Genomic DNA, 22,299 nt, shown 5'->3' on the forward strand with positions numbered 1-22,299 from the left:
AATACTTAATTAGCGTAAACGGGTTGTAACGGGGTATCTATGCCCAGTTTTTCGTTTAATTTTAAAAGGGTTTGTTCGCCTACTATCCCGTCGGGGGTTAGGCCATTGTTGCGCTGAAATATTTTAACTCGCTTTGCCAGCGCCGCACTAAAGTGATCGTTCGTTAGCGGTTTCTCTCTGCCATCCAGCTCGGCAAACTTTTGCGCTAACCATGTAATGGCAGGGCTGCGCTGCCCTTGAATTAAAGCTTCTGTAAACCCTTTGGGGGGGTGCCAAAGGTAAAAGATTTCTCCGCTCCAAGCCGGGCCCAGTTCACTAAGGGCAACAACTTTGGTTGTTTGTTGGTCGTTTTCCCCGCTAAGTACTCGCGCATCGGTGGCGTTAATCCCAATAAGTACGGTATAGGCGCGAAATTTATCCGGCGTGGTGAGGGTAAGTACGGCAGGGCGATTTATTTCTCGCAACTCGTCCCAGCTATCAATTTTTACTTTATTGCATTGTATTTGGCTGTCTTCTTGCCAGCAGGGGTGATTATCGCTACTTATTTCTATATTTAAATATTCAAGCAAGCGTGTTTGAGCGCTTAACGCGTTAGCAATTAAATGGTCTGTTTGTGCTGCGGGCGAAGTAATAACAATATTGTTTGCTTCAGCAATAGTCGGCGTTGATGTTTGTGATTCTGGCTGCGGCACCGATGTGGTTATAGGTGCAATAGTAGGCGCAGTGGCAGTGGCTGGTGCGGCTTGCACTACTTGTGCAACAGGGGCAGGATTGCCAGTGCTTGCGTACAGCCACATAAAAAATGCAGTTAGGGTTACACTCACCGCGCCTACGCCAGCCGCTATAATCCACGTGGTGGGTGGCGTGCTTGGTTTGGGTTCGCCCAGGTTATCGATAACTTCGCTTTCGGCAAGTTTTAAAATTTGGTTATCTATTTTGGGCTTGTTGTGGCCATAGGCACCTATCAATAGCCTTTCACACAACACATTTATTCTGCGCGGGATACCGCCGGTAAAGTGATGAATGCGTTTTATTGCTCGCGGGGTAAAGGGGTTGCGATCACTGGGCATGCCTGCCACATCTAAGCGGTGATGAATATAGGCGTGGGTTTCTTCCAGCGATAGGGGCTTTAGGTGAAAGCGCGCAGTAATTCGCTGGGAAAGCTGCCTTAATCGCGGTTGCGAGAGCAGGGTGTTTAATTCTGGTTGGCCCACCAATACTATTTGTAGCAGTTTTTTGGCATTGGTTTCTAGGTTAGTTAGCAGGCGCAATTGTTCGAGCACTTCTGGGGCTAGAAGTTGTGCTTCATCCACCAGCAAAACAGTATTGCGACCTTGGCTGTGGTTTGTAAGTAAAAAGTGGTGCAAGGTGTCGGTTAGCGTTTTAACACCTTGTTCGTCGCCTATGTAAGAAAGCTGAAACTCCTCACAAATAGTTGTTAATAGCTCAACCACGTTAGACATAGGGTTAAGAATAATGGCTATGTCTGTGTTTTCGGGTAGCTGCTCTAGTAGGCGCTTAATGATTGTGGTTTTACCTGTACCCACCTCGCCAGAAAGTAAAACAAACCCACCGCCCTGAACGCCGTACAACAAGTGTGCAAGCGCCTCCTGATGCTGGCGGCTCATGTAGAGGTAGCGAGGATCGACGGCAATGGTAAAGGCGTGTTCTTTTAGCCCAAAGTAGGTTTGGTACATAGTCTGCTCTAAAACAATCGTGCGTTGGGTTTATTATTCTGCATGTGTCGCGCCTAGGGCGGCGAGCGGCTATAGTTTGTATCCTATGCTTGCGCCTATTTTCAGCGCCGAGGCAGAATCATACTCTGAATTCGGCCAAGTGTAACATTTTCGCGTGGAGACCCGTTAAATTGGATATGTCGATTGCTACACCCAGTTTGTTATTCCCTGCCATTTCGCTGCTAATGTTGGCATATACCAACCGGTTTGTGACACTAACCAATGTTATTCGACAATTTAGTCGGTCTGGCGATGTATCTAAAGACCTTATTCGGCGGCAGGTGAACAACTTTAGAATACGCTTGCAGGTAATTCGTTCCATGCAGGTGTTTGGCGTGTTGTCGTTTGTGATGTGTACCCTGTCGATGTTTGCCCTGTATTTAGATTGGGTGGTGGGGGGAAAACTTTTGTTTGGCTGCAGCTTATTATTTTTACTGGTTTCACTTCTGTGCTCGCTGTACGAAGTTCATATTTCTACTCAAGCTATTAATATGGAAATAGAAAATATGCTTGCGGTAGTGGCTAGTGAAGAGGTTGCAGCACAAGTTGGTGCGGGGCAGCGGCCAAGCGGCGGCACAGAAAACCGCGAGAGAGATGATGAATCTCCCCCGGTGGTTTAGACTATTGCATCTGTTTCTAGGCTAATATCAATACCTAGCTGGTCGGCAATGCGGGCGAGCTTTTCGTGAAGCACATTTAAATCTACACCGGTAGGTACGGTAATTTCACCCTCTGCTTCAAAAATTGGCTCACCACTGTAGGGCATAGACGAAAGTTGGGTGCTTATCTCTTCAATATTGATATTGTATTCCACAAAGGCCTGCGATATTTCGCGTACAATGCCTTGTCTGTCTGGGCCTACAGCGTGAAAGCTGGCGCTTTGTGTTGGGGCTTTTTCTGTTTTAACAGTATCTACAAGCGTTTCAGTCTCAACGCGAATACCTTTGGTGGCTAGCGCATTAAGGGCTGCGGTGAGGTCGGCTTGTTTATCGTCGGCGATTTGCACTTTTACTACACCGGCAAATTTGCCCGCTAAGTGTGCAAAGCGGCTTTCTAGCCAGTTGCCGTCTTTTTCCGATACGCATTTAGCTATCGCTTCAACGACGCCGGGTTTATCTGGGCTAATCACGGTCAGTATTAGGTTGGTTAACATAGCGTCCCTCGAAACTTATTGGTTATTCTGTGCGCATTTGGTGGCGCGATTTGGTTTTATCTTAATACTAAGTCGCTAAACTCTGCTAGCACTGTGTTTACCTATTTAGAGGGCCAGAGATTGTCGCCTTTGCTTGAGGCGGGCGGTGCGACAACGTATATTGCAATCCTTCATTCGCAATTTGGGTCTCCTTTATGATAATTCCTCCTGAACGCTTAACTCAGGAAGTGCTGCGCTCGGTAATAGAGTCGTTTATTAATCGCGAAGGCACAGATTACGGAGAACATGAATACAGTTTAGAAGAGAAAGTGGAGCAGCTGTGGCCAAAAGTGATTGCAGGCTCTATTTTGATCGTTTTTGATACAGAAACGGAATCGGTAAGCTTAATGAGTAAGGAAGATTACTTAAAAATGGAAAAGCCCCGCCAAGTCGATGATTATTAACCCCCTGCCTGAACGTTTTTTGGTGAATGCCGCACAGCCACAGGCGCCAGTATTGCTATTGGCACATGGGGCTGGTGCGCCAATGGATTCACCGTTTATGGAAGTGTTAGCGCGCGAGCTAGTGCAACAGGGTGTTAGCGTTGTGCGGTTTGAGTTTCCCTACATGGCACAGCGCCGCATCGGGGGCAGTAAACGGCCGGCACCGAAAGCCGATACGCTTATCGACTTTTTCCGCGAACAAATACAGCTAGTTACTCGCCATTTAGATTGTCCTCTTTTTATAGGTGGTAAATCTATGGGAGGACGTATTGGCACTATGACCGCAGCGCAGCAGCCTGTGCTTGGCGCATTAGGGTTTGGTTACCCATTTCACGCCCCAGGTAAACCCGCAGGTAACCGAGTGGATCACTTGGCCGATTTAAATGTGCCAGTCCAAATAATACAAGGCACGCGCGACCCGTTTGGCAAACCTGAAGATGTTCAAACCTACGCACTTGCTGCTTCCGTGAATGTGCATTGGCTGCAAACCGCCGATCATGACTTTAAGCCCCTCAAAGCCTCTGGTTTAACGCAGGCGCAGTGTATTACCGACGCCGCCGAGCAAGCCGCACAATTTATAAAGAACGTAAACGAGAATTTATCATGATACTAATCTGCCTTTGCCGCCAAGGTTTCGAAAAAGAAGTGGCCGCAGAAATAACTGATTGTGCAGCTTACGCAGGTATTGCCGGTTATGTAAAAACCAACGCAGATACAGGTTATGTAGAATTTGTATTGCCAGATCTAGATAGTGCAACCGCACTGTTTGAAGCCATTCGTTTCGACGATTTAGTGTTTGTGCGGCACTGGTTTGTAACCCCGGCTATTGCCAGCGATTTGCCGAAAGAAGACAGAGCCTCACCATTAATGGCATCTGCACAGGCGCTGCCTCCGCTCGCTAAGCTCGAACCCATTACGCTGGATACCAACGATGGCAAGGCCCTAGTGGCGCTTACACGCGGAGTGACTAATCATATGCGCACCGTGTTTAAAAAAGCGGGTGCGTTTAATGCTAAAAGCGATTGGGTTGGGCAGGTATTATTTTTCTCGGGCGAGCAGGCCTGTATTGGGTATTTTCCACAAAGCAACGGTTCTTTGTGGGTAGGGGGGATTCCTCGGTTGCGCGCCCCCAAAGACGCGCCTAGCCGTGCAACACTCAAACTAGAAGAGGCGTGGCATCAATTTATACCCCGCGAACAATGGGACCAACGCATAGCGCCATCTATGCGCGCAGTCGATCTCGGCGCAGCCCCTGGCGGGTGGACATGGCAGCTAGTAAACAAAAGTATGTTTGTGGAAGCGGTAGATAACGGCCCCATGGCAGAAAATATTATGGCTAGCGGGCAAGTAACTCATCGAATGGAAGATGCTTTTCGCTTTGCCCCAGAGCGAGCTGTACATTGGTTGGTAAGCGATATTGCCGATAAACCCGCGCGCGTGGCTGAGCTAATAACACGCTGGGCTGAGAACAAGTGGTTTAAAGAGGCTGTGTTTAATTTAAAATTACCGATGAAAAAGCGTTATATAGAACTGCAACTGTGCAGCGAAATTATTACTCTAGCATTGGATAACGCAGGTATAGAATATACCTTGAAGTTCAAGCAGCTCTACCACGATAGAGAAGAGGTAACTGGGCATTTGGTGCTGTTTTAGCAGCGCCAATTATTTAGGGCGCTGCATTAGTTACTTTGTTTTTAACGCGCCTAGTTTTCTATTAACGTTACTTTTTCTGGCTGAGTTAAAACAGGGGAAATAAGGTTAATTAACTCCAGACGCTCTTCGCTTTGTGCCCAGCGGTGCCAGTCTTGCGCCGTGCGCCATTTACTTAAAACAAACTTGTGGTTTGGATCGTGCACATCGGTAAAGGCTTCTGCAGAAATAAAGCCTGGCACCGCGTAGGTTTTTTGCAGTGCGTGACGCGAACTATCTTCGTAAGTAGATAGCATTCCATCGGCTATATGGCGTTCAATTAATACCTGAATCATGATTGTGTCTTTTGATGTGTTGAGTGAAAATATAAACCACAGGCCTGTGTGAATTTACTTTTACGTGGCGTGTGGCATAGCATAGAGTGTAATTCAAAACATACAGCTTAGCCACCGCGTACTAGCCAAGCGGATTATTTAAACGAGAGGTATCTAAAAAGTGCGATGTATGTGCCTTTACGGTGTTTGGCTTTTGTTTGATACGCAAAAAATTATTGCAGCGAGTAGTATTAACGCATGACAGCTAATATAGATATCAACGATGTTAAGCATCATTTGGATACCAAAGGTTTAACTTGCCCAGAGCCTGTTATGCTGCTGCACACCGCAGTGCGCGATGCAGATGTTGGCGATGTGATACGCGTTGAAGCAACAGACCCATCAACCCAGAGAGATATCCCTAAGTTCTGTCAGTTTCTAGGTCACCCTTTGTTGGCTAGCGCCCACGAAGACGAATTATATATTTATTACATTCGCAAAGGGTAAGCCAGTATTGCCGGCAGCAAAACGTTTTGCTTCGTTGAGAAAGGTTGATTTTTTAAGAGGGAACGAAGCCTTATTTTGTAGCCATTAGCGCAACAAAAGGCGAAAAGAGTATGCTGCTACAAGTGGGATGCAGCATTTGAAAAGCAGGTTTATGCTTGTGCCTGCTATATGTTGCTAAACGTAACTATACGTTAGCAGGTGCAACGGGTAGCGTTTGCCGATGCTCTAGGAGCATCGGGTGAAACAGTTGCTAGGTATAAATTAAGATTCCTCTACAAGCATCGATATTGCTGCCAATGCTTCTGGGTCTCTCGATTTAATTTTGTTGGCAATATGATGTTGGAAAAAATACCTAAAATTAGTTTCGATTTGGGCAGGGTATAAACATTCATCGCCAGGCAAAATAGGTGTGCTTTCAATTTTTTTATCATCGACAAGCATGCCTAAAATAGTACCGTCGGCATGTAGCCGCCAGCTCACTACTTCCTGCAAAGACAACGATTTAAAGCCTTTATCGGACAACACAGCATGAGTCCCTATTAAATCGGGTATTTCTTGCACTATGTCTTTTTCGCTTTCGCATTGGTATTCGTAATATTCCGCCGCGGTTTCTACTTCTACTATTTTATGAATGGGTGGCTCGAAAAATAATTCATCAATACCCGGGTCGTAATAACCTTCCCAAGTGCCGTTTAGTGGGTCTGCGATATCTGTGCAAGCGATAATATCGTCAAGCCAAGGTACCAAGCCTACTACTTCCCCGTTTGCTCGCAGTGCCCAGCATAAAACTTTTAGGCTAAATAATTTATCTCCACTGGATTCATTGGAGTAAAGCATTTCTAAGCCGTCTAGTTCAGGGGCAAGGCGAATAAAGCGTGAATCTTTAAGAGAAGAGTACGGACGTCTAGAGAAAAGATCGATCACGTTATCCGTGTTTTGACCTTTGTTCGAGGTTTTCATAGTTCCACCTCCAATTGAAATCCCGAAAGTCGAGAAAATCGTTTAGGACAGAGCGGTGTTTTTAATACCGTCACTACATACAGTATAGATAGTTATTTCATAACACAATAGCTGGTATTAAAAAAACATTTGATCGAATATTAACCCTTTTTAGGGGAGCTAAGAGTGTGTTAAAATTTGCCCCCACAAATATTTAGAGCACCTATGCACGCAATTGTTCCCCCGGCATCTAGCCCTTGCAGTCAATCCTCTGCGGCCAGTGCAAGCTCTGTGTGTGCGTCTATGGCTTTGCCGATAGAATTAGAGCAACTTATTTCTGTTTTTCACGCTGTATTCTTCGAGCCGTTTAATACCCAACTTATTGCCCACGGCCAAGAGCCTTTGTACTCTCCGGCAACGCCATCTCAACCCGCAAAGATTATTTTTAGCCACGACTACTTCGCCAGTGCATTACACGAAGTGGCCCATTGGTGTGTGGCTGGGGCAGAGCGTAGAAAGTTAGAAGATTATGGCTACTGGTATGCGCCAGACGGCCGCAGCGAAGACCAGCAAAAAGAATTTGAACGGGTAGAAGTGCGACCGCAAGCCTTGGAGTGGATTTTCTCCGTGGCAGCAGGGCAGCCGTTTCGAGTGAGCGCAGATAACTTAGCCCAGGGCCTTGGGCCGAGTGGGGCTTTTAAACAAGCCATTTGTGATCAAGCCCAAGTGTTTTGTCGCGAAGGTTTACCGTCGAGGCCCGCTATGTTCGTCGAAGCGCTAGAGCAGGCTTTCGGCCAGTCGCACACACTCAACCCCGCGCATTACGTTATTGACGCGCTCTAGCAAGCGTTTGCGCAGCATTCCCTAGGCCACAACCATGTCTCAGCGCGTTTACCTAATTGATGTCTCTATCTACTTCTTTAAATACTATTTTGCCCTGCCAGATAATTGGTGGTCGGAAGAGGGCAACCCTACCGCAGGGGTGTACGGCTATGCCAACTGGTTAAAGCGCATGCTAGCCGATTTGAACCCCAGTTATATTGCCGCTTGCTTTGACGAGAGCCTAACCACGTGTTTTCGCAACGATATTTACCCCGATTATAAATGTAGTCGTGTGCTACCCGACGACTTGCTAGCGTTTCAACTGGCGGCTAGCAGGCAGGTTACCGAGGCGCTTGGCATTCCTTGCTATGCCTCAGCCACCCATGAGGCCGATGATCTGCTGGGCACGCTTGCGGTGCGAGCGGCCAGCAAGGGGTTAGAAGTATGTGTGTTGAGCCGAGATAAGGATTTGAGTCAGCTAATTGGCTGCGAAACGGCTCAATTATGGGATTACCCCGACGGAATACCCATGAAAAGGGCACAAATACACGAGAAACTCGGGGTTTGGCCTGAACAAGTGGTAGACTTGCTCGCCCTTGTGGGGGATGTAGGAGACGACATTCCCGGGGTGCCCGGTGTGGGGGTGAAAACGGCGGCGCAGCTGCTTACCCATATGCCTAGTTGGGCAGAGGTGCGCAGCAATATTCCCGCCGTGGCAAATTTGCCTATACGGGGGGCAAAGTCCCTCGCGGCAAAGCTTGAGGCTTACCAAGATCAAGTAGATATGGCTTATCAGCTTGCCCGCATCGATTGCAAGGCTCCGCTTGGTCGCAGGTTTAGCCTCGCTCGCGCACAGGTTAAACGCGCGCAATTAAGGCAATTGGCCGCCTCACTGGGTTTTCCACCCAGTTTTGCGGAAGTATAAAACCGGTTTTTGAATATATAGATAGAGCTAGAAGACAGTATAAACATGAAAATAGTGGCCGATGAGAATATCCCCTTCGTCAATGAGCTGTTTGAGCCTATTGGTGAAATTCTATTGCGACCCGGGCGCGAAATAACCCCCGCAGATGTGAAAAATGCCGATATTCTATTGGTGCGCTCAGTCACGCCTGTAAATGCCGCGCTATTAGAGGGCTCGAAGGTGCAGTTCGTTGGTACCTGTACCATCGGCACCGATCATCTCGACAAGGCTTACCTCGACGAGCGCGACATCGCCTACTCCAGTGCGCCAGGCTGCAATGCTGGCGGGGTGGTGCAATACGCACTAAGTGCCATGGCAGTACTGGGGTTACTGCAAGATTCGCCATCGAAAGATTTTAAAGTGGCGGTTGTGGGCTGCGGTAATGTGGGCAGCCGCGTGTATCGCACGCTTAGCGCCTTGGGGTACGACTGTATTGGCGTAGACCCTTTTCTAGATACATCAACAATTCCGCATTTGCAGCCGTTTGAAGCCATATACGACTGCGACTTAATTTGCTGCCACACCCCGCTCACTCGCTCAGGCCCAGCGCCTACAGAGCACATGTTTAACACCGATGTGTTTAATCACCTCAAAAGCGGTGCCACGCTGCTCAACGCGGGGCGCGGTGGGGTAATAGACAACCGCGCTTTGCTGCAGTACTTAAACACCCATAACGACCTAACCGTGGTGCTGGATGTATGGGAAAGTGAGCCAGATATATTGGTAGAGTTGCTCGATGCTGTCGCGTTAGGAAGTACTCACATAGCAGGTTACTCTTACGAGGGGCGAATTAATGGCTCGCTGATGATTCATCGCGCGCTTATCGATTACCTGCTTGCCCACGGCGAACACCCAGAAGATACACGCCGAGCGATTGAGGCGTATGTTGCCAAAGATAAAGAAACCATTAATGTAACGAGCTTTGCCGATGCGGTACTCGCCACCTACGACGTAAGGGACGACGATGCCCTATTGCGTCAGGCGGTACAGGGCCTACCGGCAAGCTTTGATATGTTGCGTAAGCAATACCGCAAACGCCGAGAATTTTCCCATTACCAAATTGAAGCCGCGCCTCCCAAATTAATGCCTTTGCTGCAATCGCTCGGTTACGGTGTGGTGGCAAAGTAGTTATGTCTTCGCTTCCAACGTTTACATTGGGTTTTGTTATTAATCCGCTAGCAGGTGTTGGCGGTGAGGCAGGCTTTAAAGGTAGCGACGCCCCAGAAATACAAGCTTCTGCCGCAAGTGGGCACTTACCTCTACGCGCTTTTGAGCGCGCTCATCAGTTCTTGCAAGGCTTGCAGCCCATTGCCAATAAACTGCGTATTGTTACTGTCCCCGCCAGTATGGGGGCCGATGCCGTCGCGCGTGCAGGCTTACAGGCAGAGGTAATCGACTTTCCCGTGCCCAGCGTGACAAGCGCAAAGGATACTCAAGCGGGAGTGTTGGCCCTGTGCGCGGCAAAGTTGGATCTGCTTGTGTTTGTAGGGGGCGACGGCACCGCGCGCGATGTGTGCAGTGTTGTGGGGTGCGAGAGTCCGCAACCTCAGTTGGCGATAGGCGTTCCCTCTGGTGTAAAAATGCACTCCGGTGTGTACGGTATTCACCCTACCGCTACTGCTCAAGTGGTGTGCGGTATGGTTGCTGGCGAGTTAACAGCAGTGCACGAGCAGGAAGTAAGAGATATAGACGAAGCCGCGTTTAGGCAGGGCATTGTGCGCAGCCGCTATTACGGTAGTATGCGCGTACCCAGCGCCGCTGAGTTTGTGCAGCATGTAAAACAAGGCGGTGTAGAAGTAGAAGAGCTGGTGCTATTAGATATAGCAAACGAAATAAAAGAGCGCTTAGAGGCGCAGTTCGACGACCTAGGTGAAGAGCAGGTGCTAACCATTTTTGCACCTGGCTCCACAACGCAGTTTGTGCAACAGGAACTAGGTTTGCCCTCAACCCTGTTGGGGGTGGATGTAACCTTAGGGCTTGAGCCATTAGCGCAAGATGTAAACGCCAACCAATTGGCACAGCTTATAGATGAGCATCGTCAGCGATGTGGCGCCAGCGCACAGGTTAATTTGGTATTAACCGCCATTGGTGGGCAGGGCCATTTGTTGGGCCGAGGCAACCAACAATTACGGGCGGATATATTGCAAAAAATTGGGCGCGAGCACCTTTGGCCAATAGCCACCAAAGCCAAGCTTAAAGCGTTAGAAGGGCGCCCGTTAATTTTAGATACGGGAAACAGCGCACTTAATCGCCAATGGAGCGGTTTGTTTTCTGTGGTGACCGGCTACCAAGATAATATTCTCTATCGCGCTGAAGGCGCATAGATAGCAATACTAATAAGACTAATTATGAATTTTCCCATCGATTTTACACCCGTACACGTAGCGCTACACCATGCGGCAAACCGCTATGCGAGTGGTGATAGCTTTCGGATTTTTCACGGACGAGGCGGTTGCTATGAGGATTTACACTGGTGCGCAATAGATTACTTCGACGGCTTGTGGGTAGCGACACTGTACGCCCCAACCAACGAAGAAACCGAGCAAGGGCTTTTTGATTTGTTGGTGGCCCATATGTTTGCCACCGGCGCCCACGACTCGACTCTGCTAGTACAGCGCCGCTATCTAGATGGAGCACCGTGGCAGGTAATTATTGGTGCTATGCCCGAAGAGGGCACCGCGAAGCGAGGCAATTTACAGTTTGCTCTTAATTTTAATCAGCAAAACTTAGGTTTCTTTTTAGATATCGAGCCTGCGCGAAAGTGGCTAGAGAAAACTGCCAGCAATAAGCGTGTATTAAATATGTTTAGCTACACCTGCGCATTTTCGGTAGTGGCCATGGCTGCAGGGGCAGATTCGGTGGTGAATATTGATATGAGTCGCCGCTCGCTAGACGTGGGTAGAAAAAACCATCACATCAATAAACTCGATACCCAAGCAGTAAAATTTTTGCCGCACAATATATTTAAGTCCTGGGGCAAACTGCGTAAGTTAGGGCCATACGATGTGGTTATTGTCGACCCGCCCAGTTTTCAAAAGGGCAGTTTTATTGCCACAAAAGATTACGCCAAAGTGGTGCGCAAGCTTACCGATTTAGTTGAGGTGGGCGGCCATGCATTGCTGTGTTTGAACTCGCCAGAAATAAGCTTTACTGCGTTCCATAAAGAAATTGAAACGGTACTAAGCGAAGATGTTTGTGCGCAGGAAGGGAAGTTTGAACTGGAGCAAAAAATGGCAGCCTGTGAAGATTTTGCCGAATCTAGCCCAGATCACGGTGCGCTTAAAATACTTGCATATAGGCGCGTAGCTTAAGCGCGCCTAGCGCAGAGAGTGGCATTGTTTATTTGTTGTAATAGGCTACGGCATCGTTTAACGGCATGGGTTTGGCAAAACCAAAACCTTGACCGTAATCTACTGCCATTTGCGACAGTGTTGATTTAATTTCTTCGTTCTCTACAAATTCAGCGATGGTGGCAATATTCATTTCTTTGCCAATGCTGGCGACAGCCGTCACCATAGCGTGATCTATCTTGTCGTGCACAATATTACGTATAAATGCACCGTCTATCTTTAAATAGTCTACATTCAAACTTTTTAAATAGCCTAGGGATGAAAAGCCCGTACCAAAATCGTCTAGAGCAAACCGGCAGCCAATTAGCTTCATTTCTTCAATAAACGCCGTTGCTTCATCTAAGTTTTTAATTGCGCTGGTTTCTGTAATTTCGAAGCAGACTTTTTCAGGCGGAAAGCCACAGCCAATAATTAGTTGAGCAATAGCGCTGCGCGTTTGGTGGCTAGAAAGAGAGTGAGCAGATAAATTAATAGAGCAGCATTGTAATTTATAGGTGTGCTCAGGGTTCGACGCCAGAAAGTCGAGCGCGGTGGTGAGCACCCATAAATCAATTTGCGTGGATAAACCGTACTTTTCTGCCGCGGGTAAAAAAGCGTTGGGCGATACAAACCGGTTGTTCTCATCGCGATAGCGGATAAGTAGTTCGTAGTGTACGTATTGATCGCTGTGGTGTAAGGCAACAATTGGTTGAAAAAATAACTCGAAGCGATCTTCAATAAAAGCTTGTTGAATGCGACTAACCCAACGCATTTGATGGCGGCTATCTTCTGAAGCCGCGCGTGTATCTTTATGGACATGCACCCGGTTTTTACCGGCTACTTTTGCTTGTTCGCACGCTGCATCGGCAGCGCCAATAATTTCGGTAATAGTACATAAACGTGGGGAGGATAACGCAACGCCAATACTTAAGCTTTGGCGAAAGTTTTTATCATCCCAGCTAAAGCTTATGTCTTCTACTGTGCTGCGAATTATTTCGGCAACTTCTTCAGCTTGCTCGATGGTGGCGTCTTCTTTAATTAATGCGAACTCGTCGCCGCCAACACGGGCTAAATAATCGTAGGTTACATCTGTGTTTTTAAGAATGTGTACAAGTTGTTTTAACAGCTCGTCACCTGCAATATGGCCACAGGTATCGTTTACAACTTTAAGTTGATCCACATTAATGTAGATCATAGCAATGGGCTTAGAAAAAAGAGATTGGCTTTCGAAGGTTTTGTTTAGGTAGGCCTCTAATGCTTTGCGGTTGTTAAGGCCTGTGAGTTCGTCGTGCGTTTTTCTGTATTCTATTTCGGTTGCGTATTGCAATAATTGGTGTTGATTCTCGAACGTAACCAATAGTTCTTGATTGGCGGGTATGGCTTGTAGGCTTAGTTTGCCTTGAATTTGTTTGTTGTTTGCTGTCAGCAGCGCAATTTGAGCTGTGCTACCCGAAGCATCCGAATGGGCCGTAAGCTCCTGCCATATGGCTTGATCGGCGCTGGCAATATGTTTGCTAAACAGTGTGCCTATTACTGCTGCTGGGGTGAGCCCCAAATACTCGCAAAGCACGGTGTTTATTTGAGCTATTTTAAGCGAGGCATCTAGCACTACCGCGCCACACACCGCGTTGCCTAGGTACAGCGCAAAAGGGTCGGTTGTATCTGTAATGGGCTGGTTGTCTTCCGGTGCTTTTTTAGTGAAAAGCATATACGCCATTAAGCTAGCAAATGCTGCAAGTAGGGCAATGACAATGTATAGCGCTTCGTTGCTCAATGTTTAATCCAGTTATAGTCAAAGAGTTAAGTAGTACCTATTATGATGCTTTTGGTGTGCTTAGCAACCTCAGCACACATCGGCCGCTTACTGGTAGTCTCGCGACTGTTGCATATAGCCTAAAACCAATAGTTTAAGCTGAGTGGATGTAGCGTTTAAAAGGGTTTTGCGCAGGTGTTCTACACGCGTTAAGGGTAATACAGGGGAGCCACTGGGTAGCTCTAGCGCAGTGCCGCTAGCAATAGGCGCTGCTTCTTGCCAGCTAGATAAAAAGGTAAAAGCTCGATGGCTTAGCACAACGCTTTCAAGCGCCTCCTGCTTTATGGTTTGGCTGTAGCTAAGGTAGTCATTTTCTGCCAGCCACAGCATGGTGTTAAAGCAGGCGTTAAAGCGCGGGCTGTGCAGGCCGAACTCGTCTGGTGAGTCTGGCCCGCTTATGTCTTCCACATAGAGGGTAGTTTTTTGTGGAAACCGCTTGTAAAGCGCCAAAAGTATTTTGGCGGTATCTTTACAAAAGTCTTCTACGTGTAGGTCGTCAATATCAGTCATCGATTAGCTTCAATTGGGTATTGGCAGGGGTTAAATGCGGTATTGCTGCAAAAACTCGCCAAACTTAATAATCGCCTGACGCAATTGGTCTGCTTGCGGTAGAAACACAATTCTAAAGTGGTCCGGTTGCTTCCAGTTGAAGGCAGTACCTTGCACCAACAGAATTTTCTCTTGAATTAGAAAATCTAATATTAACTGTTGGTCGTCATCAAAGTCGTACATGGTGCGATCAATTTTAGGGAACAGGTATATTGCCCCTTTGGGCACCACACAGCTTACTCCTGGTATTTTTGCTAGCTCTTCAATGGCCGCGTCGCGCTGCTCAAGCAAACGTCCGCCCGGCAGGATTAGCTCATTAATACTTTGGTAGCCGCCAAGCGCTGTTTGCACTGCCAGCATAGCGGGAACGTTGGCACACAGGCGCATAGAGGCCAGCATATCTATGCCGCGAATATAGTCTTTTGCCAAGTGCTTGGCACCACTTAGAATTATCCAACCCGAGCGGAAACCCGCCAGTCGGTAAGATTTAGACAAGCCGTTAAAGGTTACGCACAGCACATCTTTTGCGATGCGCCCCATGGGCACAAATTCGGCGTCATCGTACAGAATCTTGCTGTAAATTTCGTCGGCGAAAATCACCAGTTGATGCTCGCGTGCAAGCGCTACAATTTGCTCTAACAGCTCTTGGCTGTATACCGCGCCGGTAGGGTTGTTTGGGTTTATAACCACTATTGCACGTGTGCGGCTGGTTATTTTACTGCGCATATCATCTATATCGGGGAACCAGTCCGACTGCTCGTCGCACATGTAGTGCACTGCTTTGCCCCCAGCGAGGTTCACAGCGGCGGTCCACAGAGGGTAGTCTGGTGAGGGAACAAGTACTTCATCACCATTGTTAAGCAGGGCCTGGTTGGCCATAACAATAAGTTCTGATACGCCGTTGCCCAAGAAGATATCTTCTATTTCTACGTTGGGTATTTCCTGGCGTTGGCACTCGTGCATGATGGCTTTGCGTGCGGGGAACAAGCCGCGCGATGCGGTATAGCCCTGCGCCTCGCGAATGTTATAAACCACATCGGTGATAATTTCATCTGGCGCTTCAAAACCAAAAGGTGCTGGGTTGCCAATGTTTAACTTCAATATGCGGTGGCCTTCTTCTTCAAGGCGGTTGGCGTGCTCAAGCACTGGGCCGCGAATGTCGTAGCATACGCCTAGTAGCTTTTCAGATTTAATGATGTTTTTGCGCTTGTCCTTTTTCACCGGTTTAACCGTGGACGACTCGGGGTCTTTCGGCAGTGTCATTTTCTCGCCTAACGTTATTTACGTAAAAATTGGTTTGCTTTGTTTACAGCACGGAGTAACACGTGAACGCTCAAAATACTTTAACGCGATCTGCACTTACGTTTTGTTCGTATAACAGGTTAGCATGGGCATTGAGGTAACAGAGCTGTTTAACCCAGAGTTATAACTAAGCCGCTTTCAAATTGCTATAAGATTTTGTTTAAAAGGATAAATTATGTCGGATCTCACAAAAAAAGACGATGAATACTGGCGTGATAAGCTCGATGCAGAGCAATTTCGTATATGCCGTGAAAAAGGTACAGAGCGACCCTTTACCGGTGAGTACTGTGATAGCAAAGAGCCGGGCACATATCTGTGCCGCTGTTGTGCCGAGCCACTGTTTGAATCTGCAACCAAATACGACTCGGGGTCGGGTTGGCCGAGCTTCTTTCAGCCTATAAAAGGCGATGCGGTAGGTGAGATTAAAGACACTAGCCACGGCATGGTTCGCGTCGAAGTGGTTTGCCACAATTGCGGCTGCCATTTGGGGCACGTGTTTCCAGATGGCCCTAAGCCCACAGGGTTAAGGTATTGCATCAACTCTGCCTCTATCCAACTGCAAAAAGAGGGCGCGGAGTGATTGCGTTTGCCGATATTTATAAGTCTGCTGTTATTCACAAGGGCGGTGAAAATGCTGTGGAGGCTATGCTGCCGCCCGTGAGTTCGGCGAGCGAATTACGCGCAATGAGTGATGCCGATTACCTTTCTGCTATTTCTAGACGGGTATTTCGAGCAGGTTTGAAGCATTCGTTAGTGGATGCAAAGTGGCCAGCGTTTGAACAGGCCTTCAACGGCTTTGACCCCTATTATTGCGCAATGCTAAGCGATGACGACCTCGATGTGCTTATGGCCAACAAAGCCATTATTCGTCATCTGGGTAAAATAAAATCCGTGCGCGAGAACGCGCAATTTGTGGTGCGCGAAAGTAAAGAGCACGGCGGCTTTGGCGCTTTTTTGGCCGCTTGGCCCATAGAGCACACAATCCAGTTGTGGCTGTATTTAAAAAAGCACGGCAAACAGCTAGGGGGCAACTCCGCAGCATCGTTTTTACGTATGGTGGGGCGAGATACGTTTATGCTCACCAACGATGTGCTAGCTGTGTTGCGCGCCCACGGCGTGTTAGTGCAGGCTGTACCCAAACCGCCGGCTTCGCAGCGCGATTTATTCGCTATACAAGAAGCGTTTCTTGTTTGGCACAAAGAAAGTGGTCGTCCGCTTAGTCATATCAGCAGAATTATGTCGTTTACGGCATTTTAATTGAGGCAAAGCCTCATCATGGAGAAATAATGCCTAATTTACCGTTATCCCTAACTATCCAAGCTTGGTTGCTCGTGTTTATGTGCTTAGCTGTTGCCGGCCATAAATTCGAAATATTGGGGTTTAAGATCGCATTCCTTGGGTTCGCCATACTTGTGCTGTCGTCGTTGATTGTGGGTCTTGTCGCCTTAGTGTTAGCGTTAATTGGCAAGCACAGTTTGGCGACAGGTTTTGGGTCGCTATGTATAGGTTTGTTGCCTGTTGGTGTGGTGCTTATGTTGGTTGGGGCGGGCTTAAAAGTGCCGGCAATTCACGATATTAGTACCGACTTAGCTGCCCCCCCTGAATTTACCGCAGCCCAGGCGTTGCGTAAGGACGGAGAAAACAGCTTAGATATGCCCTCCGAGGCTGTGAGAAAGCAGCAAGCCGACTTTTATACCTCTCTGGCGCCTATTACCGTGCAGGCCGCCCCTAACATAGCGTTTAAGAAGGCGTTGCGTGTGGCGGAGCAGCTTGGTTGGCAGGTGCATTTTACCGATAGTGCAAAGTTGCGCTTTGAAGCCGTGGACGAGACAGCATTGTTTGGCTTTAAGGATGACATTGTTGTGCGGGTGCGTGCCACCGGGCAGGGCAGTGTGATGGATGTGCGTTCGGTATCGCGGGTAGGCGAGAGTGATTTAGGGGCAAACGCTAAGCGAATTCAAGCGTTTGTGGATGCGTTCAAGCAATAACTGCTTTATCTGAGGTGTTCTAAGGTGTTCAGTACGCTTGCGGGGTTAGTCGTAAGCGTGCTTCTTCTTCCAGAAGTCTTCTTTTTCGCCAAATTTATCCCACTCGCTGTCCATCTCGGTTTGTTCTGCCATCTCTTGTTCAGATAGGTTCGTGGTTCCTTCTTCTTCAGCCATCTTAACCGCAAGAGGGGGGAGAAGGGCTTTAAGCTCGGCGATACGCTCGTCGTGGGCACCCGCCTTACCCTCTCGTACCAACAGCTTTATAGCTAGGTCGTAGTAGTGGTAAGCCAGTTTGTACTTCTCACTTTGTTGTGAAGCGACACCTCTCAAAACATAAGAGTCCACGGTAATTTGCAATACCAGTTGTTTGATTTGGGCACTAAAGGCATCGGCTTGGTTTTTAGGAAGCAGATTCTTTTGCTGCTGGTTGTGTATAAACCTATACAGCTCTTCTAGGCACATTTTTACTTCTTTTACTTGCTGCTGGTTATCCAGCCGCTTTTGCGGTTGCGGCCCAGATTGGCGCTGAGTCTCGGTCATTTGACCAGACACAATTTGTAAGTCTTGCTGATAGGTGGGGTTACTGCTGTCGAGTTTAGTTAGCTGCTCGCAGGTTTCTATTAAACTGCGTTGTACGAGCAAAGTTAGCTCTTTTGGCAAGAAACCCTTGGGGAACCCATTCAGCATAAACTTAAAAGTATTGTTTCTGCGTTTTAGCATGGCCATAAGCCTTTCGCGCTGCTCTTTCTTTATGCGCAGCGTTTGCGAAATGAAGGCATAGCATACCAGCCCTGCAAGAAGGACGATAATTGTGCTAATGACTTGAATGGATGACATAGGCGCTCGAGGGTTCGCTTAGGGTTGTGTTCAACGAATTGGGAATATGCTCATCCAAAAACGTGAGTTCTCACTCTAAGGCTAGTCTCTGAATGGCTTATTCGCAAATTAAACGCAATTTTTTTCAGGTTGTTCGCAACATGTTCAAGTTAGATGCGTTCTATACATTTAGCCTAAAACTAGGTCGGTTTGATCTGTTTTTCGACGATTTTTTGCCCCTTCTAAAAGTAGATTGATGGCGTTTTGATCATCCCAAATAGGGCGCTGAAAAAAAGTTAAAAAACTTACATATTTTTTTAAACAAAGTGTTGACAGGTTCGGCCAGTCTCCATAGAATGCGCACCTCTTCTGACGGCAAGTCAGGAAGTCCTAAGTCCCCTTCGTCTAGAGGCCTAGGACACCGCCCTTTCACGGCGGTAACAGGGGTTCGAATCCCCTAGGGGACGCCATGCGGGAATAGCTCAGTGGTAGAGCACAACCTTGCCAAGGTTGGGGTCGCGAGTTCGAGCCTCGTTTCCCGCTCCATATTTTAGGATTGAGTTTAGTAAGTAAGTTTAACTGCCTTACTAAACTCGATTTTACGACATTGGTCGGCGAAAAACGCATTAAAGTTTTATATAGTTAAATTTAAAAAGCGCAGCTGTTAAAAGCCGCGCTTTTTTTTTGCTTTTTTTTCGTGTTATTTGTTGATGGGGGTGGCAGCGAAGAACGATTCGCGCAGGCGAGCATAGCTTTGCTCGGTGATGGGGGTAGTGGATGCGAGAGCGTAAAAAGCCTCTTCCAATGCTTGAAAGTTTTCTAGTTCTTTATCCTCTACGTAATGTAAGCAATCGCCACCAAAATACCAAAATAAATCCCGCGGTAGGCGTGGGGTAAGTTGGGGGTAGCGCGCAACCATGGTAGAGATAAACTTCTGGCCTGTGGGCACTTCGCCGTCTGCGGTATTAATATCTTCACAAAGCGCGTCGAGTAGCTGGGTAAATGCCGTGTCATCCTCGTCGAGCTCGTCCTTGTAAATGGTAAGCTGGTTTTTAAATTGCACAATAAGTGCTTGATGATATTGCTTAATAGCAACACTCGGGTCTAAAGATTCGCTCATGGTTTTATCTGTTTCGGTGAGTTGAAGGTGCTATTCTCACATACCCCAAACATTTCGTCAGTAACGGGCTGGAAAACGGCCGGTTAAACTTAGGTATAACGTATGACACATTCAAATGCAGTAAATACTGCGGCCCTCGAAATTCGCGGGTTGAAAAAAATCTACGACAATAAGTTCGAAGCATTGAAAGGCGTGGACCTAACTGTAGCCGAAGGCGATTTTTTCGCACTGCTGGGCCCCAATGGCGCGGGTAAATCTACCACTATAGGTATTATTTGCTCACTGGTAAAAAAGTCTGGCGGCAGCGTGAAGGTGTTTGGTGTAGATATAGATAAAGACTTCTCTAAAGCCAAGCAATTTATTGGCGTGGTGCCGCAAGAGTTTAATTTTAATATGTTTGAAAAGGTGCAGGATATTGTTACCAATCAGGCAGGTTATTACGGCTTACCCTACAAAGTTGCGGTAGAGCGGGCGGAAAAATATCTTAAAAAATTAGGCCTGTGGGAAAAGCGTTCCACACCTTCGCGCGGCCTTTCTGGCGGTATGAAGCGGCGCTTAATGATTGCCCGCGCACTGGTACATGAGCCCAAACTGCTAATTTTAGATGAGCCAACAGCGGGGGTAGATATCGAGTTGCGCCGCTCTATGTGGGAATTTTTGCAAGAAATTAATGCGGCCGGTACAACAATTATTCTTACTACCCACTACTTAGAAGAGGCGGAAAGCCTGTGCAGAAATGTGGCAATTATCGATAAGGGTGAATTAGTAGAAAACACCAGTGTAAAAAGTTTACTTAAGCAGCTAAACAAAGAAGTGTTTATTTTTGATGTGAAAGCACCGCTCACTCAAGCGCCCCACATTGATGGCTATACGGTGCGTTTGGTTGATGAATTAACCATAGAAGTGGATATAGATAAAGGGCAATCGTTAAACGCATTGTTCGCGCCACTCTCTCAGCAAGGTGTAGAGGTAGTGAGTATGCGCAATAAGGTGAATAGATTGGAAGAGTTGTTTGTGTCGCTGGTTAATGGGCCAGCTAATAGCGAGGTGGCGAAATGAATGCTCAAGCACAGTTCGTAGCGCTATCTACTATTGTTCGCAAAGAAGTTAGACGTTTTACCCGCATTTGGATGCAAACGCTGTTGCCACCCGTTATTACAATGGGCTTATATTTTATTATTTTTGGCAACCTCATCGGTTCACGCATTGGGCAAATGGGTGGTTTCGATTATATGGCCTTTGTGGTGCCGGGCCTTATTATGATGTCCGTTATTAATAATTCTTACTCAAATGTGGTGTCTTCTTTTTTTAGCGCGAAATTTACCAAAAGCATTGAAGAGCTACAGGTAAGCCCAACGCCTAGCTACATTATTATGTTGGGGTATGTGTCCGGTGGTGCGCTGCGCGGTTTGTTAGTGGGGGCGATAGTAACGGGTGTGTCGCTATTTTTTACCGATATGCAAATTAAGCATGTTGGCATTACGATGCTTGTGGTGTTGCTTACTGCGATGCTATTTGCGGTGGCGGGTATGATCAACGCTATTTTTGCTAAATCCTTTGACGATATTTCAATTATCCCTACCTTTGTACTTACGCCAATGACGTACTTAGGGGGTGTTTTTTATTCTATCTCTCTACTGCCCGAGTTTTGGCAGGGTGTATCTAAGCTCAACCCCATTTTGTATATGGTGAATGCTTTCCGTTATGGGGTGTTGGGTGTATCGGACGTAAGTATTGCGGGTTCTTTAGCTGGCATATTTGTATTTTTATGTATCGCCGTGGTTTATTGTTTGTATTTGTTGGAAAGCGGCAAAAAACTGCGCAATTAGCGATACCTGTGGCTTTAATCTCTTGGCCTAAGCTTTTGGTCTAATCTCTGGCTTTGGTGTATCCGAGCGTTGCCCATTGGTTGAATAGCTACAGTTGAATAGCCATGAGTGAATAACAGTAATCGCGCCACAAGCGCTTCAAGAAAGAGTTACTACATATGTCGAGTATTGAATTAGGTAAACAAGCCGAATACCCCGAGCAATATAGCCCAGACTGTTTAGAGCCTATCGCCCGCAGCTTATCGCGCAGCGGGTTAGGCCTGAATGCATCGGCATTGCCATTCACGGGTTTAGATGTATGGACGGGGTACGAGCTGTCGTGGTTGGATTTATCTGGCAAGCCGCAAGTGGCCATAGGTTATTTTGAGTTCGATGCTAAAACTGATGCGATTGTGGAGTCTAAGTCATTTAAATATTACTTAAACTCGTTTAACCAAACGCGCTTCGAAAGTTGGGCAGCGGTACAAACGCTTATGCAGCAAGATTTAGCTAACGCCAGTGGTGGCGATGTAAATGTGCGTCTAGAGCCGCTCAGCGCGGTTTCACCGCTAGAAACCCCTGCAGGGCAGTGTATAGATGATTGCCCGTTAGAGGCGGCTGTATACACGCCAGATGCCGCATTGCTAAAAGTGGAGCAGGGCGAGGTAAGCGAGCAGTTGTTTAGCCACTTATTGAAAAGTAATTGCCCAGTAACCGGCCAACCAGATTGGGCGACGGTATGGGTGTCTTATCGCGGCAATAAAATTACGCCAGAGTCATTGTTGGCTTATGTTGTGTCTTATAGGCAGCACCAAGACTTTCACGAAAATTGTGTAGAAAAAATATTCACCGATATTATGGCTCAGTGCGCGCCTGTAGAGCTCAGTGTGTACGCAAGGTATACGCGCAGAGGTGGGCTGGATATTAACCCTTTTAGAACTAATTGCGGGGCTGCTTTGCCTGGTTGGCGAATAGTTAGGCAGTAAGATTTGTTAGCCGCGCCTTTT

Annotated in this window: 25 protein-coding genes and 2 tRNA genes; 18 read left to right on the forward strand and 9 right to left on the reverse strand. The window is 47.4% G+C overall.

Annotated features, from left to right (window positions below):
- Window positions 1-5: 5 nt before the first annotated feature.
- Window positions 6-1,697: an ExeA family protein gene (locus SDE_RS06025; protein WP_011467630.1), complete on the reverse strand. Its 1,692-nt coding sequence runs from the start codon at window positions 1,695-1,697 to the stop codon at window positions 6-8.
- Between the two features lie 176 nt (window positions 1,698-1,873).
- Between SDE_RS06025 and SDE_RS06030 the strand changes: the two genes are divergently transcribed.
- On the forward strand, window positions 1,874-2,356 hold the full coding sequence (locus SDE_RS06030) for a DUF2721 domain-containing protein (protein ID WP_011467631.1): 483 nt from the start codon (window positions 1,874-1,876) through the stop codon (window positions 2,354-2,356).
- On the opposite strand, the gene SDE_RS06035 is transcribed toward SDE_RS06030, so the two are convergent.
- Entirely contained in the window at window positions 2,353-2,889 is a 537-nt protein-coding gene (locus SDE_RS06035; RefSeq protein WP_011467632.1) for a glycine cleavage system protein R, read from the reverse strand. The two genes, SDE_RS06030 and SDE_RS06035, sit on opposite strands and share 4 nt — an antisense overlap.
- A gap of 194 nt (window positions 2,890-3,083) precedes the next feature.
- Between SDE_RS06035 and SDE_RS06040 the strand changes: the two genes are divergently transcribed.
- From SDE_RS06040 to rlmM, 3 genes are read left to right on the forward strand one after another with little or no spacing between them, the layout of a single operon-like run.
- A complete protein-coding gene (locus tag SDE_RS06040; protein WP_011467633.1) occupies window positions 3,084-3,332 on the forward strand; it encodes a YheU family protein in 249 nt (82 codons plus the stop codon).
- Entirely contained in the window at window positions 3,322-3,978 is a 657-nt protein-coding gene (locus tag SDE_RS06045) for an alpha/beta family hydrolase (RefSeq protein WP_011467634.1), read from the forward strand. The genes SDE_RS06040 and SDE_RS06045 overlap by 11 nt, the downstream gene beginning before the upstream one ends.
- Window positions 3,975-5,024 (forward strand): 23S rRNA (cytidine(2498)-2'-O)-methyltransferase RlmM, encoded by a 1,050-nt coding sequence (gene rlmM / locus SDE_RS06050; RefSeq protein WP_011467635.1) that lies wholly within the window; start codon window positions 3,975-3,977, stop codon window positions 5,022-5,024. The genes SDE_RS06045 and rlmM overlap by 4 nt, the downstream gene beginning before the upstream one ends.
- Window positions 5,025-5,074: 50 nt before the next feature.
- Here rlmM and SDE_RS06055 read toward each other — a convergent pair whose 3' ends face one another.
- Window positions 5,075-5,356: an antibiotic biosynthesis monooxygenase family protein gene (locus SDE_RS06055; RefSeq protein ID WP_011467636.1), complete on the reverse strand. Its 282-nt coding sequence runs from the start codon at window positions 5,354-5,356 to the stop codon at window positions 5,075-5,077.
- A gap of 237 nt (window positions 5,357-5,593) precedes the next feature.
- Here SDE_RS06055 and tusA point away from each other — a divergent pair, with 237 nt between their 5' ends.
- Window positions 5,594-5,842: a sulfurtransferase TusA gene (gene tusA / locus SDE_RS06060; RefSeq protein ID WP_011467637.1), complete on the forward strand. Its 249-nt coding sequence runs from the start codon at window positions 5,594-5,596 to the stop codon at window positions 5,840-5,842.
- 261 nt (window positions 5,843-6,103) lie between these two features.
- Here tusA and SDE_RS06065 read toward each other — a convergent pair whose 3' ends face one another.
- Window positions 6,104-6,802, reverse strand: a complete 699-nt coding sequence (locus SDE_RS06065; RefSeq protein WP_011467638.1) for a hypothetical protein — start codon at window positions 6,800-6,802, stop codon at window positions 6,104-6,106.
- Window positions 6,803-7,006: 204 nt separating this feature from the next.
- Between SDE_RS06065 and SDE_RS06070 the strand changes: the two genes are divergently transcribed.
- From SDE_RS06070 to SDE_RS23045, 5 genes are read left to right on the forward strand one after another with little or no spacing between them, the layout of a single operon-like run.
- On the forward strand, window positions 7,007-7,624 hold the full coding sequence (locus SDE_RS06070) for an elongation factor P hydroxylase (protein WP_011467639.1): 618 nt from the start codon (window positions 7,007-7,009) through the stop codon (window positions 7,622-7,624).
- A 34-nt stretch (window positions 7,625-7,658) separates the two neighbouring features.
- Window positions 7,659-8,528 carry a 5'-3' exonuclease gene (locus tag SDE_RS06075; protein ID WP_011467640.1) on the forward strand — a complete coding sequence of 290 codons (870 nt, stop codon included), beginning with the start codon at window positions 7,659-7,661 and terminating at the stop codon, window positions 8,526-8,528.
- Between the two features lie 45 nt (window positions 8,529-8,573).
- Window positions 8,574-9,695: a 4-phosphoerythronate dehydrogenase gene (locus SDE_RS06080; RefSeq protein ID WP_011467641.1), complete on the forward strand. Its 1,122-nt coding sequence runs from the start codon at window positions 8,574-8,576 to the stop codon at window positions 9,693-9,695.
- 2 nt (window positions 9,696-9,697) lie between these two features.
- Window positions 9,698-10,891: an ATP-NAD kinase family protein gene (locus tag SDE_RS23040; protein WP_011467642.1), complete on the forward strand. Its 1,194-nt coding sequence runs from the start codon at window positions 9,698-9,700 to the stop codon at window positions 10,889-10,891.
- Between the two features lie 24 nt (window positions 10,892-10,915).
- Window positions 10,916-11,878, forward strand: coding sequence for a class I SAM-dependent methyltransferase (locus SDE_RS23045; RefSeq protein ID WP_011467643.1), 963 nt, complete (start codon window positions 10,916-10,918; stop codon window positions 11,876-11,878).
- 28 nt (window positions 11,879-11,906) lie between these two features.
- Here the strand turns inward: SDE_RS23045 and SDE_RS06095 are convergent, their stop codons facing one another.
- The 3 genes from SDE_RS06095 to SDE_RS06105 form a co-directional block, all read right to left on the reverse strand.
- The gene (locus SDE_RS06095; protein WP_011467644.1) at window positions 11,907-13,670 is read right to left on the reverse strand and encodes an EAL domain-containing protein; all 1,764 of its coding nucleotides are present in this window, start codon (window positions 13,668-13,670) and stop codon (window positions 11,907-11,909) included.
- An 87-nt stretch (window positions 13,671-13,757) separates the two neighbouring features.
- Entirely contained in the window at window positions 13,758-14,219 is a 462-nt protein-coding gene (locus SDE_RS06100; RefSeq protein WP_011467645.1) for a hypothetical protein, read from the reverse strand.
- Window positions 14,220-14,249: 30 nt separating this feature from the next.
- Window positions 14,250-15,521, reverse strand: coding sequence for a pyridoxal phosphate-dependent aminotransferase (locus SDE_RS06105; RefSeq protein ID WP_011467646.1), 1,272 nt, complete (start codon window positions 15,519-15,521; stop codon window positions 14,250-14,252).
- Window positions 15,522-15,735: 214 nt separating this feature from the next.
- Here SDE_RS06105 and msrB point away from each other — a divergent pair, with 214 nt between their 5' ends.
- From msrB to SDE_RS06120, 3 genes are read left to right on the forward strand one after another with little or no spacing between them, the layout of a single operon-like run.
- Entirely contained in the window at window positions 15,736-16,140 is a 405-nt protein-coding gene (gene msrB / locus SDE_RS06110) for a peptide-methionine (R)-S-oxide reductase MsrB (RefSeq protein ID WP_011467647.1), read from the forward strand.
- Window positions 16,137-16,817: a DNA-3-methyladenine glycosylase I gene (locus SDE_RS06115; RefSeq protein ID WP_011467648.1), complete on the forward strand. Its 681-nt coding sequence runs from the start codon at window positions 16,137-16,139 to the stop codon at window positions 16,815-16,817. Before msrB ends, SDE_RS06115 begins: the two co-directional genes overlap by 4 nt.
- 29 nt (window positions 16,818-16,846) lie before the next feature.
- Window positions 16,847-17,548 carry a DUF1499 domain-containing protein gene (locus tag SDE_RS06120; RefSeq protein ID WP_011467649.1) on the forward strand — a complete coding sequence of 234 codons (702 nt, stop codon included), beginning with the start codon at window positions 16,847-16,849 and terminating at the stop codon, window positions 17,546-17,548.
- Between the two features lie 45 nt (window positions 17,549-17,593).
- Here the strand turns inward: SDE_RS06120 and SDE_RS06125 are convergent, their stop codons facing one another.
- Window positions 17,594-18,385, reverse strand: coding sequence for a hypothetical protein (locus SDE_RS06125; protein WP_011467650.1), 792 nt, complete (start codon window positions 18,383-18,385; stop codon window positions 17,594-17,596).
- A 373-nt stretch (window positions 18,386-18,758) separates the two neighbouring features.
- Here SDE_RS06125 and SDE_RS06130 point away from each other — a divergent pair.
- Window positions 18,759-18,834: transfer RNA gene (locus SDE_RS06130), tRNA-Glu, on the forward strand.
- Window position 18,835: 1 nt separating this feature from the next.
- Window positions 18,836-18,910 (forward strand) — tRNA-Gly (locus tag SDE_RS06135).
- 154 nt (window positions 18,911-19,064) lie between these two features.
- Here SDE_RS06135 and SDE_RS21200 read toward each other — a convergent pair.
- Window positions 19,065-19,484 (reverse strand): PA2817 family protein, encoded by a 420-nt coding sequence (locus tag SDE_RS21200; RefSeq protein ID WP_011467651.1) that lies wholly within the window; start codon window positions 19,482-19,484, stop codon window positions 19,065-19,067.
- A gap of 102 nt (window positions 19,485-19,586) precedes the next feature.
- Between SDE_RS21200 and SDE_RS06145 the strand changes: the two genes are divergently transcribed.
- The 3 genes from SDE_RS06145 to queF all read left to right on the forward strand — a co-directional run bounded on the left by SDE_RS06145 (window position 19,587) and on the right by queF (window position 22,278).
- Complete coding sequence (locus SDE_RS06145; RefSeq protein ID WP_011467652.1) at window positions 19,587-20,543, forward strand: ABC transporter ATP-binding protein; 957 nt, start codon at window positions 19,587-19,589, stop codon at window positions 20,541-20,543.
- Complete coding sequence (locus SDE_RS06150; protein ID WP_011467653.1) at window positions 20,540-21,313, forward strand: ABC transporter permease; 774 nt, start codon at window positions 20,540-20,542, stop codon at window positions 21,311-21,313. Before SDE_RS06145 ends, SDE_RS06150 begins: the two co-directional genes overlap by 4 nt.
- Window positions 21,314-21,471: 158 nt before the next feature.
- Window positions 21,472-22,278, forward strand: a complete 807-nt coding sequence (queF, locus tag SDE_RS06155) for an NADPH-dependent 7-cyano-7-deazaguanine reductase QueF (protein WP_011467654.1) — start codon at window positions 21,472-21,474, stop codon at window positions 22,276-22,278.
- Window positions 22,279-22,299: the final 21 nt, after the last annotated feature.

The sequence above is a fragment of the Saccharophagus degradans 2-40 genome, assembly GCF_000013665.1.
GTDB classification, from domain to species: Bacteria; Pseudomonadota; Gammaproteobacteria; order Pseudomonadales; family Cellvibrionaceae; genus Saccharophagus; species Saccharophagus degradans.

Coding starts and splice junctions, on each gene's coding strand:
- SDE_RS06120 (WP_011467649.1), top strand. CDS start 16,847: ATGCCTAATTTACCGTTATCCCTAACTATCCAAGCTTGGTTGCTCGTG.
- queF (WP_011467654.1), top strand. CDS start 21,472: ATGTCGAGTATTGAATTAGGTAAACAAGCCGAATACCCCGAGCAATAT.
- SDE_RS23040 (WP_011467642.1), top strand. CDS start 9,698: ATGTCTTCGCTTCCAACGTTTACATTGGGTTTTGTTATTAATCCGCTA.
- SDE_RS06080 (WP_011467641.1), top strand. CDS start 8,574: ATGAAAATAGTGGCCGATGAGAATATCCCCTTCGTCAATGAGCTGTTT.
- SDE_RS06065 (WP_011467638.1), bottom strand. CDS start 6,802: ATGAAAACCTCGAACAAAGGTCAAAACACGGATAACGTGATCGATCTT.
- tusA (WP_011467637.1), top strand. CDS start 5,594: ATGACAGCTAATATAGATATCAACGATGTTAAGCATCATTTGGATACC.
- SDE_RS06040 (WP_011467633.1), top strand. CDS start 3,084: ATGATAATTCCTCCTGAACGCTTAACTCAGGAAGTGCTGCGCTCGGTA.
- SDE_RS06030 (WP_011467631.1), top strand. CDS start 1,874: ATGTCGATTGCTACACCCAGTTTGTTATTCCCTGCCATTTCGCTGCTA.
- msrB (WP_011467647.1), top strand. CDS start 15,736: ATGTCGGATCTCACAAAAAAAGACGATGAATACTGGCGTGATAAGCTC.
- SDE_RS06145 (WP_011467652.1), top strand. CDS start 19,587: ATGACACATTCAAATGCAGTAAATACTGCGGCCCTCGAAATTCGCGGG.
- SDE_RS06125 (WP_011467650.1), bottom strand. CDS start 18,385: ATGTCATCCATTCAAGTCATTAGCACAATTATCGTCCTTCTTGCAGGG.
- SDE_RS06075 (WP_011467640.1), top strand. CDS start 7,659: ATGTCTCAGCGCGTTTACCTAATTGATGTCTCTATCTACTTCTTTAAA.
- SDE_RS06055 (WP_011467636.1), bottom strand. CDS start 5,356: ATGATTCAGGTATTAATTGAACGCCATATAGCCGATGGAATGCTATCT.
- SDE_RS06100 (WP_011467645.1), bottom strand. CDS start 14,219: ATGACTGATATTGACGACCTACACGTAGAAGACTTTTGTAAAGATACC.
- SDE_RS06045 (WP_011467634.1), top strand. CDS start 3,322: ATGATTATTAACCCCCTGCCTGAACGTTTTTTGGTGAATGCCGCACAG.
- SDE_RS23045 (WP_011467643.1), top strand. CDS start 10,916: ATGAATTTTCCCATCGATTTTACACCCGTACACGTAGCGCTACACCAT.
- SDE_RS06105 (WP_011467646.1), bottom strand. CDS start 15,521: ATGACACTGCCGAAAGACCCCGAGTCGTCCACGGTTAAACCGGTGAAA.
- SDE_RS21200 (WP_011467651.1), bottom strand. CDS start 19,484: ATGAGCGAATCTTTAGACCCGAGTGTTGCTATTAAGCAATATCATCAA.
- SDE_RS06150 (WP_011467653.1), top strand. CDS start 20,540: ATGAATGCTCAAGCACAGTTCGTAGCGCTATCTACTATTGTTCGCAAA.
- SDE_RS06035 (WP_011467632.1), bottom strand. CDS start 2,889: ATGTTAACCAACCTAATACTGACCGTGATTAGCCCAGATAAACCCGGC.
- SDE_RS06025 (WP_011467630.1), bottom strand. CDS start 1,697: ATGTACCAAACCTACTTTGGGCTAAAAGAACACGCCTTTACCATTGCC.
- SDE_RS06070 (WP_011467639.1), top strand. CDS start 7,007: ATGCACGCAATTGTTCCCCCGGCATCTAGCCCTTGCAGTCAATCCTCT.
- rlmM (WP_011467635.1), top strand. CDS start 3,975: ATGATACTAATCTGCCTTTGCCGCCAAGGTTTCGAAAAAGAAGTGGCC.